The organism is Constrictibacter sp. MBR-5, assembly GCF_040549485.1.
In the GTDB taxonomy this organism is placed as follows: domain Bacteria; phylum Pseudomonadota; class Alphaproteobacteria; order JAJUGE01; family JAJUGE01; genus Constrictibacter.
On the sequence record NZ_JBEPTK010000002.1, the window covers coordinates 146,457 to 160,173 of the forward strand.

At 66.8% G+C, this 13,717-nt stretch carries 14 protein-coding genes; 10 read left to right on the plus strand and 4 right to left on the minus strand.

Annotated elements, in window-relative coordinates:
• Positions 1-195: 195 nt before the first annotated feature.
• Positions 196-1,008 carry a lytic transglycosylase domain-containing protein gene (locus tag ABIE65_RS04645; protein ID WP_354075914.1) on the plus strand — a complete coding sequence of 271 codons (813 nt, stop codon included), beginning with the start codon at positions 196-198 and terminating at the stop codon, positions 1,006-1,008.
• 2 nt (positions 1,009-1,010) lie between these two features.
• Here the strand turns inward: ABIE65_RS04645 and ABIE65_RS04650 are convergent, their stop codons facing one another.
• The gene (locus ABIE65_RS04650) at positions 1,011-2,045 is read right to left on the minus strand and encodes an HlyD family secretion protein (protein WP_354075915.1); all 1,035 of its coding nucleotides are present in this window, start codon (positions 2,043-2,045) and stop codon (positions 1,011-1,013) included.
• A gap of 34 nt (positions 2,046-2,079) precedes the next feature.
• On the minus strand, positions 2,080-3,693 hold the full coding sequence (locus ABIE65_RS04655; protein ID WP_354075916.1) for a DHA2 family efflux MFS transporter permease subunit: 1,614 nt from the start codon (positions 3,691-3,693) through the stop codon (positions 2,080-2,082).
• 91 nt (positions 3,694-3,784) lie between these two features.
• On the opposite strand from ABIE65_RS04655, the gene ABIE65_RS04660 reads away from it, so the two are divergent.
• The 4 genes from ABIE65_RS04660 to ABIE65_RS04675 all read left to right on the plus strand — a co-directional run bounded on the left by ABIE65_RS04660 (position 3,785) and on the right by ABIE65_RS04675 (position 6,379).
• Positions 3,785-4,684, plus strand: a complete 900-nt coding sequence (locus ABIE65_RS04660) for an alpha/beta fold hydrolase (RefSeq protein WP_354075918.1) — start codon at positions 3,785-3,787, stop codon at positions 4,682-4,684.
• A 135-nt stretch (positions 4,685-4,819) separates the two neighbouring features.
• Positions 4,820-5,206, plus strand: a complete 387-nt coding sequence (locus ABIE65_RS04665) for a tetratricopeptide repeat protein (RefSeq protein ID WP_354075920.1) — start codon at positions 4,820-4,822, stop codon at positions 5,204-5,206.
• A gap of 69 nt (positions 5,207-5,275) precedes the next feature.
• Positions 5,276-5,887 (plus strand): pyridoxamine 5'-phosphate oxidase family protein, encoded by a 612-nt coding sequence (locus ABIE65_RS04670; RefSeq protein WP_354075922.1) that lies wholly within the window; start codon positions 5,276-5,278, stop codon positions 5,885-5,887.
• Between the two features lie 9 nt (positions 5,888-5,896).
• Positions 5,897-6,379 (plus strand): MaoC family dehydratase, encoded by a 483-nt coding sequence (locus ABIE65_RS04675; protein ID WP_354075924.1) that lies wholly within the window; start codon positions 5,897-5,899, stop codon positions 6,377-6,379.
• Here ABIE65_RS04675 and ABIE65_RS04680 read toward each other — a convergent pair.
• Complete coding sequence (locus ABIE65_RS04680; protein WP_354075926.1) at positions 6,376-7,119, minus strand: HD-GYP domain-containing protein; 744 nt, start codon at positions 7,117-7,119, stop codon at positions 6,376-6,378. The two genes, ABIE65_RS04675 and ABIE65_RS04680, sit on opposite strands and share 4 nt — an antisense overlap.
• A 269-nt stretch (positions 7,120-7,388) precedes the next feature.
• On the opposite strand from ABIE65_RS04680, the gene ABIE65_RS04685 reads away from it, so the two are divergent.
• Together ABIE65_RS04685 and ABIE65_RS04690 are read left to right on the plus strand one after the other, a co-directional pair.
• Entirely contained in the window at positions 7,389-8,906 is a 1,518-nt protein-coding gene (locus ABIE65_RS04685; RefSeq protein ID WP_354075927.1) for a UbiD family decarboxylase, read from the plus strand.
• On the plus strand, positions 8,896-9,648 hold the full coding sequence (locus ABIE65_RS04690; RefSeq protein WP_354075928.1) for a hypothetical protein: 753 nt from the start codon (positions 8,896-8,898) through the stop codon (positions 9,646-9,648). The genes ABIE65_RS04685 and ABIE65_RS04690 overlap by 11 nt, the downstream gene beginning before the upstream one ends.
• Here the strand turns inward: ABIE65_RS04690 and ABIE65_RS04695 are convergent.
• Complete coding sequence (locus ABIE65_RS04695) at positions 9,605-10,237, minus strand: Rossmann-fold NAD(P)-binding domain-containing protein (protein WP_354075929.1); 633 nt, start codon at positions 10,235-10,237, stop codon at positions 9,605-9,607. The genes ABIE65_RS04690 and ABIE65_RS04695 overlap by 44 nt on opposite strands.
• A 130-nt stretch (positions 10,238-10,367) precedes the next feature.
• Between ABIE65_RS04695 and ABIE65_RS04700 the strand changes: the two genes are divergently transcribed.
• The 3 genes from ABIE65_RS04700 (at position 10,368) to ABIE65_RS04710 (ending at position 13,716) form a co-directional block, all read left to right on the plus strand.
• Positions 10,368-11,714, plus strand: coding sequence for a TldD/PmbA family protein (locus tag ABIE65_RS04700; RefSeq protein WP_354075930.1), 1,347 nt, complete (start codon positions 10,368-10,370; stop codon positions 11,712-11,714).
• A 185-nt stretch (positions 11,715-11,899) separates the two neighbouring features.
• Complete coding sequence (locus ABIE65_RS04705) at positions 11,900-12,688, plus strand: UDP-2,3-diacylglucosamine diphosphatase (protein WP_354075931.1); 789 nt, start codon at positions 11,900-11,902, stop codon at positions 12,686-12,688.
• On the plus strand, positions 12,685-13,716 hold the full coding sequence (locus ABIE65_RS04710; protein ID WP_354075932.1) for a glycosyltransferase family 4 protein: 1,032 nt from the start codon (positions 12,685-12,687) through the stop codon (positions 13,714-13,716). Before ABIE65_RS04705 ends, ABIE65_RS04710 begins: the two co-directional genes overlap by 4 nt.
• Position 13,717: the final 1 nt, after the last annotated feature.

Below are 13,717 nucleotides of genomic sequence, written 5' to 3' on the forward strand. Positions count from 1 at the left end.
TTAAAGGGGAGGGGCGTTAAGCGGAAGTGAATGGGAGAGCCTCGACCGGCGCATCTTGGGTTGCGCGGCGGCCGTGGCGCCGCCGCCACACTCCTCTGCCTCTCTCGGATTTAGTGCCGATTATAGGTGAAAAATCCTTTATCTTGAGTCGCGGCATTTATAGGATCTCAGTCCCCTCATCCGAAGGAGATGAAGATGTCCCCGCTCGACGGCGCCGCAGCGCCCGACCCGTTCGTCCAGCACGCCATCGCCGTTTCGCCGCCCCGCCCATCCGGCGACGGCAGCCGGGTCGCCACGCCGGCTGCTTGGACCGAGGCCGCTATCAGGATCGCCCGCGGCGATACGCTTGTCTCCGTCGCCGATCGGCTCGGCTGCTCGCGCAGCACGCTCTGGCGGGTGCTGCAGCGGTCGGAGCGGCTCAGGACGCGCATCGCCGAGGAGCGGCGCTTCCTGGCGGTGGCGGCGGCGTCGCGCTTCAGGGGGCTGCACGCCGCGGCGGTCGACGCGATCGAGACGGCGGTGCGGCGCGGCGACCTGCGCGCCGCCTTCTGGGTGGCGGACCGGCTGGGGATCGCCAGGACCGACATCGGCGACGCGGACGCCGGCCTCGCGCTCGCCGCGGACGCGGCGGCATGGGGCGAGGGGCCGCCGGTGGACGCGGCGCTGTTCGCCCTGGACACACCGCTCGAACTGGAGCCCGGCGTCGAGGCCGAACCACCCGAGATCCCCGCACCGGCGCCGGAAGCCGTTGCCCCTCAAGCGGACGCTGCGGCGAACATCGCACCAGCGGCGGTCCCTGCCACGCCCCCTGCCACGCTCCGTGAAACATCGTCCCGCCGACGTTCCAAAACGTTTCACACGGCGCCGGCATCACCCTTCGAACGCGATCTCCTGCGACGCCTGCCACGCACCGCCGCGGCGTGGCCGGCCGCGACGCTGGCCGGCCCGTTGATGGCGGGTCCCATAATGGCCGAGCTCCTCGTGCCGGAGCGCAGGCGCGCCGGCTGAGGTCACGGCCCCCAGAGGTCGCCCAGGCTGCGTTCGCGTCCGGTGTCGATGCTGACCGTGGCGGTCATGCCGGCACGCAGCGGCGGGTCCCGGACCGGATCGAGGATGCGCAGCCGCACGGGCAGGCGCTGCACCACCTTCACCCAGTTGCCGGTGGCGTTCTGGGCGGGGAGCACGGCGAACTCGGCGCCCGTCGCCGGGCTGATGCTGTCGACCACCGCCTTCCAGGTGCGGCCGGGATAGGCGTCGACGGTGAAGGATGCCTCCTGGCCGATCCGGACGTGGGTCAGCTGCGTCTCCTTCAGGTTCGCCTCGACCCAGGGCCGCTCGCTGGCGATCAGGGTGAAGACGCGGTCGCCGGCTTCCAGATACTCGCCCGGCTGCAGATGCATGTTGCTGACGATGCCGGCGACCGAGGCGACGACCGCCGTGCGTTTCAGGTCGGAGGCGGCCTTGTTCCGCCGCGCGACCGCCTCGCGGTACATCGCCTGCTCGTCCGTCGGCAGGTCGAGACTGCCGCCGAGGCTGGTGAGGATCTGGTGCATGCGGGCGCGGATGACGGCGATGCGCTCGCGTGCCACGTCCAGCTCCAGCCGCGCCTCGTCGAGCTGCACCGTGGAGGCGGCGCCGCGCGACTGCAGGTTGCGGTAGCGGTCGACCTGACGCTGGTTGAAGGCGAGCCGCGCCTGCGCCTCGCCGATCTCGGCGGCGGCCGCGCGGTACTCGGCGCGCAGGCCGGCGATCTTCTCCGCGACGGTGCCCAGTTCGGCCTCGGCGCGGGCGAGCGCGATCTCGTAGGGCTCGGGGTCGATGCGGAACAGCGGCGCGCCCGCCGCGACGGCCTGGTGGTCCTCGACGGAGACCTCGACGACGCGGCCGTCGACCTCGGCGGCGATGTGGACGATGTCGTTCTTCACATAGGCGTTCTCGGTCGCGACGTAGCGGCCGGCCGAGAGCCAGACCGTCACGCCGGCGACGATCAGCACGGCCGGCAGGGCGATCAGCAGGACGAGGCGCAGCAGGCGGCGCCGCATCATGCGAGGCGGCTCCGGAGCCGGTCTGGACGGTGGATCACGTCGCTTCCGCTTCCTGTTCGGGTGGCCGTGCGGCACGCGCGGCGGCCGGGGGTGGTCGTGCAGGGGCTGGTGGTGCAGGGGGCGCCCGGCGAACGCGCACCAGCAGTATAAGCGGCAGTGCCGCGAGGCACGCCAGCGTGAACAGGGCGAAGGCGTTGAGATAGGCGATCATCGCCGCCTGCCGGTGGATCTCGCGGGCGAACCGCGCCAGCCCGTCGATGGTCTCCAGGCTCCAGCGGTCGTCGGCGATCCCGCGGGCGATCGGCTCGTGATAGGGCGAGGCGAATTCGGTCATGCGCTGGTAGTTCGCATTGCCGCTGCGCACGACGGTGGTGACGGAGAGCGAGATGAACAGGCTGCTGCCGAGATTGCGCATGAGGTGGAAGACGGAAGAGGTCTCGGCGAGATGGCGCGGGTCGAGCGTCGCATAGGTGGCGATGACCAGCGGCACCCAGATCAGGCCGATGGCCACGCCCTGGGTGGCGCTGACCACGGCGACGTCGTGCGGGGTGACGTTGGTGTCGAAGTTCATCATCAGCACGCCGGATCCGGCGAGCATCAGGAAGCCGACGCTCATGCCGATCCGCGGATCGAGCTTGCCGACATACATGGCGAGGAAGAAGCCCAGCACGGCGCCGGCGCCGCGCCAAGCGAGCAATTCGCCGATGATGGCGTCCGGGTAGCCCATCAGGTTCTGCAGCATCGGCGGCATCATCACCATCGGCGTGAAGTTCAGCATGCCGTAGACGGTGACGATGACGAGGCCGAGCGCGTAGTTGCGGTCGAGCAGCAGGCGGAGGTTCAGGAACGGCCGGTCGGCCATCAGGCTGTGGACGACGAAGACGTAGATCGAGAGCGCGGCGATGGCGGCCCAGGCGACGATCTCCATGGAGTCGAACCAGTCGGCCCGCTCGCCGCGGTCGAGCATCAGCTGGAAGCCGGCGACGGCGACGATCAGCGACAGGAAGCCGGTCCAGTCGAGCCGCGCCGACTGGCTGCGCCCCGCGTCGCGCAGGATGAAGGCCAGCCCGATCCAGGAGACGACGCCGACCGGGAAGATCATGAAGAAGGCCCAGCGCCAATTGTAGGCCTCGGCCAGGTAGCCGCCCATGATCGGGCCGATCACCGGCCCGACGACGACGCCCATGCCGAAGATCGAGGTGACGGTGCCGTGCTGGCGTTTCGGGAAGGTGTCGAGGATGACGGCCTGGGCCAGCGGGGTGAGGGGGGCGCCGAGCGCGCCCTGCGCCACGCGCCACAGCACCAGCTCCTCGAGCGAGGTCGCCGTGCCGCAGAGCAGCGTCGCGAGAGTAAAGCCGCCCAGGCCCCAGAGCATGACGCTGCGCCGCCCGAAGCGGGCGACCAGCCAGCCGGTCATCGGCGTGACCATGGCCGTGGCGAGGATGTTGAGCGTGACGACCCAGGAGATCTGGTCCTGGGTCGCGGACAGCGAGCCCTGCATCTGCGGCAGGATCACGCTGACGACCAGGACCGTGGTGGCGTAGAGGGTCGAGGCGAGGACGACGATGACGAGGAGCGTGATGCGGTAGGCGGCTGTGGTCTCCGGTGTGGAGTCCGGTGCGGCCGCCCCCGCTTCGGCGCTCGTCATCTGGCGTTGGACCGGCTAGAAAGTCTGGACATGCCCGGCAGCCTAGCGCGGCCGGGCGACAAAGGCCAAGGACGGAGCGGAGGAGAGCGGCATGGCGCAGGTTTCGGTGGACGGGCTCGACCTGGAATACGAGACGCGAGGGCCGGAGACCGGTCAGCCGCTCGTCCTGGTCGGCGGCCTCGGGACCCAGCTGATCTCCTGGCCGGACAGCCTGGTGGACGGCCTCGTCGACCGCGGCTTCCGGGTGATCATGTTCGACAACCGCGACGCGGGCCTCTCGACCGCCTTCGATTCGGCCGGGCCGGCCGACCTGAAGGCGGCCTTCGCCGCGGCCCGGGCGAAACAGAAGGTGGCGGCGCCCTACACGCTGGAGGACATGGCCGACGACGTCGCCCGCCTCCTCGACGGGCTCGGCATCCCGGCGGCCCACATCGTCGGCAGCTCGAACGGCGGCGCCATCGCCCAGCTCGTCGCGATCCGCCATCCGGAGCGGGTGCTCAGCCTCGTCTCGATCATGGCGACCTCGGGCCGCCGCGGCCTGCCGCGCCCGAGCGAGGCGGCGGGCGCCTGGCTCGGCAAGCAGCGCAAGCCGGAGCTGACCCGCGAGGAGTTCATGGACGAGGCCGTCGAGACGGCGCGGACGATCGGCAGCCCCGGTTTCCCACGGGACGAGGCCGCGATCCGCGATAAGGCGGGACGCCTCTACGACCGCTCCTACCGGCCGCTCGGCCACGGCCGGCACCTGCTGGCCAGCATCGCCTCGGGCGACGGCCGGGTCGAGCATCTGAGTTCGATCGGCGCCCCGACGCTCGTCGTCCACGGCGCCGACGACCCGCTGGTGCCGGTCGGCTGCGGCGAGGACGTCGCTAACACCGTCCGCGACGCCCGCATGCTCGTCATCCCCGGCATGGGGCACGACTATCCCGAGCCGGCGGTGCCGGAGATCGTCGACGCGATCGCCGACAACGCGGCGCGCGCCGGCCGCGCGTGAGGGACGGCGGCGGGATCGCTCCGGCCGCCGCCCGTTCATCCCCGGCTAACCTGCGCCGGCTATGTTGGCCGCTTGTCCCCGATGGCCGCACCCGATGGCGGCGCAGGCCCGCCGGGGACGCTGCGGGATGTAGCGATGCACACGATCATCATGCTCGTCGTCCTGGCCGTGATCCTGGTGGTCACCGGCCGGACCGACGATTTCGACAGAGGATACGAGGCCGGGCTGCAGGGCCGTCACGACGCGGCGGCGGCCTACTACACCAAGGCGCTGCGCGAAGGCGAGCTGTCGCGGGAGAACAAGGCGCGGGCCCTGAACAACCGGGCCATTGCCTATCTGCGGATGGGGCAGGTCGAGCGCGCGATGACCGACCTGGACGCTGCGGTGATGGTGGAGCCGACCGACATGGTCATCGCCCGCAACCGAACGACGGCGGTCTCGCGTGCCGACGAGGCGGCGGCCCGTACCGTGGCGAGTACGCTGCAGCCGCAGGAGCGGGTGCGCCTGTTCGGCATGCTCTGAGGCTCGCGCTCGAGGTTGCCCGACCGCCGTTCCGGCTGATAGCGTCTGCTATCGGCAGAGGAGGCTGGCATGGACGGCGGTATCGGCGGGGCTGACGACCTTCGTGCGCTCTACGGCGCGCCGAGCGACAAGGCGGTGCGCAAGCAGCTGGCGCGCATCGACACGCACGCCCGCAACTTCATCGCCCTGTCGCCCTTCCTCGTGCTCGGAACCTCGGGACCGGACGGCGCCGACTGCTCGCCCCGCGGCGACGCGCCGGGCTTCGTCGCGGTCATCGACGAGCACACGCTGCTGATCCCCGACCGGCTCGGCAACAACCGGATCGACTCGCTCACCAACGTGTCGGTCAACCCGAACGTCGGCCTGATCTTCTTCGTGCCGGGCATCAACGAGACGCTCCGGGTCAACGGCAAGGCGACGGTCACCGTCGATCAGGCGCTGCTCGCGCCGCTGGCCGTGCAGGAGCGGGCGCCGCGCTCCGGTCTGCTGGTCAAGGTCGAGCAGATGTACTTCCACTGCGCCAAGGCGCTGATCCGCTCGAAGCTCTGGGACTCCGACACGCGGGTCGAGCGCAAGAGCTTCCCGACCCTCGGCCGCATCCTCGCCGACCAGATCGCCGATTGCGACGCGGCCGAGTCCGAGGCCTTCATCGCCGAGTCGTACAAGACACGCCTTTACTGAGGACGAGCCGTGCGCCGCAGCAAGTTTGCCGAACCGCGCTACTTCGAGGACTTCGAAGTCGGCGAGGTCTTCTACAGTCCCTCCCGCACGCAGACGGATGCCCTGTTCGCCGCCTTCCAACTGGCCAGCGGCGACAATCATCCGATCCACTACGACGTCGAATACTGTCGGGCGCGGGGCTTTCCGAACCTGCTCGCACACGGCATGCAGGTGCTGATCCAGACCGCGCCGGGCGCCGGCGACTTCCCGCACATGGTGGGCGACGCGCTGGTCGCGGTCGTCGGTCTGTCTGCGCGCTTCCACAAGCCGGTCTTCTCGGGCGACACGACCTATCCGCAGCTCGAGGTGAAGGAGTTGCGTCCAGGCCGGACGACCGGCGTCGTCGTGCTGCGCTCGACCGTGCACAATCAGCGCGACGAGCTCTGCATGGAGGGCGAGATCGAAGCGCTGCTGCGCAAGCGCCATCCCGAGGCCGCAGTCAGGAGCGGCTAAGGCAGGTCCGGTCTGGCACCGTCCGCTCGCGCGGGCTTGCGGTCGACGAGATCCGTGTAGATCGCCGCGAACGACTCGTGGTGGGCCAGAAAGCAGGAGCGCACGGCCGGATCGAAATGCCCGTCGGCCGCGGCCAGCCGCTCCCGGACATCCTCGTGAGCCATGCCTTCCTTATAGGGTCGTGGTGAGCGCAGGGCGTCGTAAACATCGCAGAGGGCGACGATCCGTGCGGCGAGGGGGATGTCCTCGCCGGCGAGGCCTCTCGGATAGCCCTGGCCGTCCCAGCGCTCGTGATGGCAGCGTGCGATATCGGCGGCCATGCGCAGACGGTCGGACTGCCGCAGGATCTGCCAGCCATACTCGGTGTGCAGTTCCATCTCGCGCCGCTCGGCGGGCGTGAGGCTGCCACGCTTGCGCAGGAGGGCGGAGTCGATGCTCATCTTGCCGACGTCGTGCAGGGCGGCGCTGTAGCCGATCTCGCGGCAGAAGGCGGCGGGCAGCGCCATCCTCGTCGAGAGGTCGGCGGCATAGCGGTCGACGCGAAGAATGTGGTTGCCGGTCTCTTCGTCATGCAACTCTGCCGCTTTGGCAAGGAGCGTCACCGAGATCATGAACGCGCGTTCCGTCTCGTCGCGAAGGCCGGCGATCGTGGTCTGGGCTTCCCGGAGGCTCGCGAGGTCGCGCCGGAGCGTCGCGTTCTCCAGCCGCAGCCGATACAACTCGGCGTCCTTGGTCGGCATGCAATTCACTCCGGCCGACGTTTCAGCGCCGCTGCGCCGTGTGCACGATCTCGATGCCCGAGTATGCCCCAGCGACCTCCCGGCGAGCGAGCCGCACCCAAGCATTCAGGCGATCCGAGCAAATCATGACGGGCATACTCCCAGCGCCAGGTCCGCCGCCGCACGACCCGAGCAGCCTGCGAGCGGAACCTTGCAATACACACCCCCGGCCTTAAGAATCCCAGAACGCCGCCGACGCCTCCCGTTCCGCCTCAGCCGCAGGACTGCAAATGGCCTACAAGTCTCTGCGCGAGTTCATGCAACGGCTCGAACGCGAAGGCCGCCTCGTCAGGGTGTCGGCGCCGGTATCGACCCACCTGGAGATGACCGAGATCCAGACCCGGTTGCTCGCCGAAGGTGGGCCTGCCGTGCTTTTCGAGCGGCCCGTGGCGGAGGATGGATCCCCTCACCGGATGCCCGTCCTCGTCAACCTGTTCGGCACCGTCGAGCGGGTCGCATGGGGTATGAACCGCGAGCCGGCGCAACTCCGGGAGGTCGGCGAGACGCTGGCCTTTCTAAGGCAACCGGAGCCGCCGGGCGGATGGCGCGAGGCGATCGGCATGCTGCCTCTCCTGAAGACCGTGATGGCGATGAAGCCGCGCACGGTCGGAACAGCGCCATGCCAGGAGGTGGTGTGGACCGGCGATCAGATCGATCTGTCGCTCCTGCCGGTGCAAGGCTGTTGGCCCGGCGAACCCGCTCCCCTCATCACTTGGCCGCTGGTCGTGACGAAGGGACCCGGGAAGCGTCGCGAAGACGACTTCAATCTCGGTATCTACCGCATGCAGGTGACGGGGCGTGATACGACTCTCATGCGCTGGCTAAAGCATCGCGGCGGCGCCCAGCATCACGCACGCTGGAAGTCGGAGAAGCCAGAGCCCCTGCCGGCTGCGGTGGTTATCGGCGCCGATCCCGGAACGATACTCGCGGCTGTGACGCCCGTGCCCGATACCTTGTCGGAGTACCAGTTCGCGGGCTTGCTGCGCGGAGAGAAGGTTGAGCTGGTCGACTGCAAGACGGTGCCCCTGAAGGTACCGGCCCAGGCTGAGATCGTGATCGAGGGGCACGTCTCCCTCGATGAGTACGGCGATGAAGGGCCCTATGGGGACCACACGGGCTACTACAACGCAGTCGAGCCCTTTCCGGTGTTTCGGGTCAGCGCCATCACCATGCGACGCGATCCGATCTATCTCTCGACCTTCACCGGCAGGCCGCCGGACGAGCCGTCCGTCCTCGGCGAAGCTCTCAACGAGGTCTTCATTCCGTTATTGCGCCAGCAGTTTCCGGAGATCGTGGACTTTTGGCTGCCGCCCGAAGGCTGTTCCTATCGGATCGCCGTCGTCTCGATGCGGAAGGCCTATCCCGGGCATGCGAAGCGCGTTATGTTGGGTGTATGGTCCTATTTGCGTCAGTTCATGTACACGAAATGGGTCATTGTAGTTGACGATGATGTCGACGCGCGGAATTGGAAGGACGTGATGTGGGCTGTCTCGACCCGCATGGATCCGGCCCGCGACATCACGGTGGTCGAGAACACGCCCATCGATTACCTGGATTTCGCAAGCCCGGTATCTGGGTTGGGCAGCAAGATCGGCCTCGACGCTACCGACAAGTGGCCACCGGAGACCAATCGTGAATGGGGACGCAAGCTACGGATGAGCGACGATATCGCCGAGCGCGTGACGTCCCGCTGGCGTGATTACGGCCTTCCCGGATCCGGCAGGGCGATATGGAAGAATGAGCGGTAACCGACGCGACTCGACCCTGGACGTCGGGCGCGAAGCACTGTTCGCCGGAGGTTTCATCGGCGTCCTGTGGTTTGCCGCCTACCTCTACGAGTTGGGTTTTCTCGCTCGATTCGGCGTCCCACCCACACTTGCGGACGTGGGTTTTCCGAAGGCGCTGACCCTGGCGTTCCTTCTTGGTTCCGCTGGCGGGTTCCTCGGTTCGCTCTCCCTCATGCTGGCTGGGTTGATCGAGGGTGACCTGCGGACACCTTTTCTGGCAGCGGCGGTCGGTGCGGCTCTGCTGCTGGTGGCCTATGGGCTTGGCCTAGATGGTTGGGCGCTACCGCTCACGCTGTCGGCGGAGCCGCAATTGATGCCGCTTTGGCTTCGCGCGGTGCTCGTCATGTGTGTAATCGTGGTGGCCGCCCGGATCGCGTCCCTATGGTTCTCGCTTATTGGGGAAGGTCAGCCCGTTCAAGTATGCCAAGCCTCGTTCCTGGCTCTCACTCTGATGTTCGTCCCGATCGCGTTGGGCTGGTTCGGGGCTGTGCGGAAGGCAGAGTCGCGAAACACATTCCTCTACCTCGTCGATGACGCGAATTATGTGCTTGTCCGGCTCTACGACGATCTGGCCATATTTGTCCGATACGACGCGTCCAAGCAGGCATTTCAGAAGGACTACAGAGTGCTGCCGCTGGGACCCGGCAAGGAGGCGTTCGTCAGCTTTCGCCCGACCCGCCCCGCATCGCATCTTGAGCGTTAGCGACGGCAGGCCGCTCGTTCCATGGCCGCACAACGCCGACGACGAGGCCGTCGATATCGTTCTCCACCGCGTGGACCACGCCTGCGGCGATCTCGGCGTTGGTATTCCACCGCGAACCCGTCTCTTCTATGCGAAACCCAAGGATGATCTCGCGATACTGAAGACCCTCCATTGCGCGAAACCGGCTGCCATTGCCACTCCGATGCAATGCGGGATCCGCTGCCGCGCTACCGAGAATCCGGAAAAGACGGCATTTAGTCGCAGCGCCTTCACCAGCGCGCTCGTCCGCCATCCGCGCGATCGTGTCCAGGGCGCGCGGTGCACCGGGCCTAAGCCAGAGGATCGCGAGTGCCAGCGGGCCGACGCGATTGATTGCGTCGGCAAGGGATGCCGCAAGACCTTCATCGTCGGAGTAGTCGACGGCAATGGGATTTATGCGCGTCGGAGCGTCCCTTGCAAGGGCAGTCAAGCGCGCTGCATCGCGGGCAATTACGGAAACCACGTCGCCTTTCGCAGCGAGCCGTAGGACGACCTCTCTGAGCATTCCCGTGCCGCCGACGACGAGCGCGTGCGCAGATGTTGTCGACATCGTGCCTCGTCCTTGACCGTGTCAGTGCAATTCTGCGACGGATCCCCGTGCGCCCCGGGATCTTGACCGCCGCAGCCCACGGGCAATGTGTTACGCATGAAGCCCATGCCGCAACGGAAGCATAGCTGACATGACTGCCCCTGACGCCGATCTGCTGAACTTCCTCGCCGATGTCTTGGCGAAGGCAAAATCCGTTGGCGCGGATGCGGCGGATGTGCTGATGGCGGAGGGCCACTCCATCTCTGTCGCGCAGCGCCTCGGGCGCCCGGAGCGGCTGGAGAGAAGCGAGGGGTACGACCTTGGTCTTCGCGTCTTCATAGGCCGTAGGCAGGCGATCGTTTCTGGCAACGACCGCCGGCCTGAAGCAGTGTCCGAACTCGTTGAACGCGCCGTTGCAATGGCTCGCGTAGCGCCGGAGGACGCCTTCTGCGGGATCGCTGATCCAGATCAGATCACGCATCAGGTGCCTGACTTGGACATCTGCGATTGGACCGAGCCGGAGACGGCAACCCTCGTCGACAGGGCGCGCGCCGCCGAGGAGGCGGCCTTGGCCGTCTCGGGCGTGACGAACTCGGAGGGTGCTGAGGCCGGATGGGGCCTGACGCGAATCGCTTTGGCCGCAACGAACGGCTTCGCCGGTGCTTACGCGCGATCGAGCCACTCCGTCAGCGTGAGCGCTCTGGCGGGTTCCGGGACCGGCATGGAGCGCGACTATGACTACAGCAGCACCGTTCACGGAGCGGACCTAGACGATCCCGCAGCCGTCGGTCGCCGTGCCGGAGAACGGGCGGTCCGGCGGCTGAACCCGCGCAAGGCCGCCACCGCTAAAGTGCCCGTCATCATCGACCAGCGGCTGGCGGGGGGGCTATTGCGCAGTTTCGCCGGGGCGATCAACGGAAGCTCGATCGCTCGAGGCACCAGCTTCCTGAAGGACCGCATGGGGGATCGGATTTTTCCGCAAGGTATCAATATTGTGGACGATGCACTGCAGCCGCGCGGGCTAGCATCGAAGCCTTTTGACGCCGAAGGCCTCGCAAGCGGCCGGACCCTGCTGGTCCAGGACGGGGTCCTCAAGAGTTGGGTACTCGATCTCTATGCGGCTCGCAAACTCGGACTCTCGAGCACAGGCCATGCGTCCCGCGGAACCGGCGGCCCGCCGTCTCCGTCGACGACGAATCTCTACCTCGAGCCTGGTAGGCAATCTCCAGCCGAGTTGATCCGCGAAATAGGCCAAGGGCTTCTCGTGACGGAGATGATCGGTACAGGGGTGAACCTTCTGACGGGCGACTACAGCCGCGGTGCCGCAGGCTTCTGGATCGAGCGCGGTGAAATTGCGTATCCGGTGAGCGAGATTACCGTCGCTGGGAACCTAAAGGACATGTTCCTCGCGCTGACCGCCGCCGACGACCTCGTGTTCCGAGCGGCGGTTAACGCGCCGACCTTGATGATCGAGGGCATGACTGTCGCTGGGCGCTGAGTAGAGCCTCGCAGGCTGAAATTACAAAGCCTACCTCTTCGCAGATTGCGATTATGTTTCGGGTGCATGACGTTTCCGTTTGTAGGGATAATATATTTTGTTAGGTCGGCTGTCCGGGAAGTGAAGATGTCACATTAGTCCTGTAGACCGGCATCATTGTTTGGCATCCACAGGGGTGGGTGGTGATGCGGAAGCTTCGGTACAGGACAATCTGGATATCCGACGTTCATCTAGGGACGCGCGGATGCCAAGCAGCAATGCTTCTCGATTTCTTGCGCCGCACGGAATGCGAGAACCTCTATTTGGTCGGCGACATCGTCGATGGCTGGCGGCTTCAGCGCCGTGGCTACTGGGACGCTTTGCACCATGAGGTGATCCAGGCGCTTCTCGGCAAGGCGCTGTCTGGGACCCGGGTCGTCTATATTCCCGGAAACCATGACGAGTTGATGCGCGGCTACTTGGACACGGAACTCGGTGGCATCAGCATCGTCGGCGAGGCGATCCACGAGACTGCGGATGGTCGTCGCCTTCTGGTTGTGCATGGCGACGAGTTCGATGCGGTTGTCTGCTATGCTCGCTGGCTGGCTGTTCTCGGCGACCATGCCTACACGCTCACCCTAATGCTCAACACTTGGTTCAATCGGGGCAGACGTCTATTCGGCAAGCCCTATTGGTCGCTGTCGGCCTACCTGAAGCGGCAGGTAAAGAATGCGGTCCAGGTCGTCAGCAGGTTCGAGACGGAGGTCGCTGCCGCTGCCCGGCGGCGCGGCGTCGATGGCGTGATCTGCGGCCACATCCACACGGCCGCGATCCGCGACTTCGATGGGCTTCTCTACTGCAACGATGGTGACTGGGTAGAGAGCTGCACTGCGCTCGTAGAAGACGATCGCGGTCATCTGCACATCCTTCATTGGGCGGAGATGGCGCAGGTCGTCGATCGCACGGTGCCCGAACTGGTGGCGCAGGCAGCATGAAGATACTCCTCGTGACAGACGCCTGGGCGCCGCAGGTCAATGGTGTCGTCAGAACTTACGCGACGGTCATTCCGTTAATCGAGGCCGAGGGGCATACGGTTAGGGTGATCAGCCCCGAATCCTATCGCAGCGTCGCTTGTCCTACCTATGGGGAGATCCGGCTGGCTTTCCCGCCGGGCGGGCGGTTCGTCTGCGACATCGAGAGCTTCGCGCCAAACGCTATCCATATCGCGACCGAGGGACCGCTCGGCTGGCGCGCGCGTCGTTATTGCCTTGCGCGCGGCGTGCCGTTCACAACAGCGTTCCACACCCGCTTCCCGGAGTATGTTCATGCGCGCACCGGCATGCCGGTCGCACTGGGCTACCGGCTCCTGCGCCGTTTCCACGCCCCCGCCCGTGCGACGCTCGTCGCCACCGCCGGGCTCAAGGCGGATCTCGCAGATCGTGGCTTCGAGCATCTGGCGCTCTGGTCGCGTGGCGTCGATACCACGCTGTTCCGGCCTGATCCTGACGCCTGCCTAGAGGGGGCTGGCCCGATCTCTTTGTATGTCGGCCGCGTGGCCGTCGAAAAGAACGTCGAGGCGTTCCTGTCGCTCGACATCGCGGGCACCAAATACGTCGTCGGCGACGGCCCTCAACTGGCTGAACTGCGGAGCCGCTATCCGTCCGTGCGCTTCGTCGGCCCCAAGCATGGCGAGGAACTAGCCCGGTATTTTGCCGCCGCCGATGTATTCGTGTTTCCGAGCCGGACTGACACATTCGGGCTCGTGCTGCTCGAAGCGCTCGCGTCCGGTGTGCCGGTGGCCGCCTATCCGACGCGAGGGCCACTCGATGTCGTGGGCTCGTCTCCCGTTGGCGTGCTCTCGGAGAATCTCGGCGCGGCGGTGCGGGCGGCTCTCATGCTGGATCCGGCGGCCTGCCGACGACATGCTCTCGGCTTCACGTGGCAGGCATGTGCGCGCGCGTTGCTCGACCACGTTGCGCCGCTCGACCGACCGTTCGAGGTGATGGTGCCGCGCGCCGCCTGAT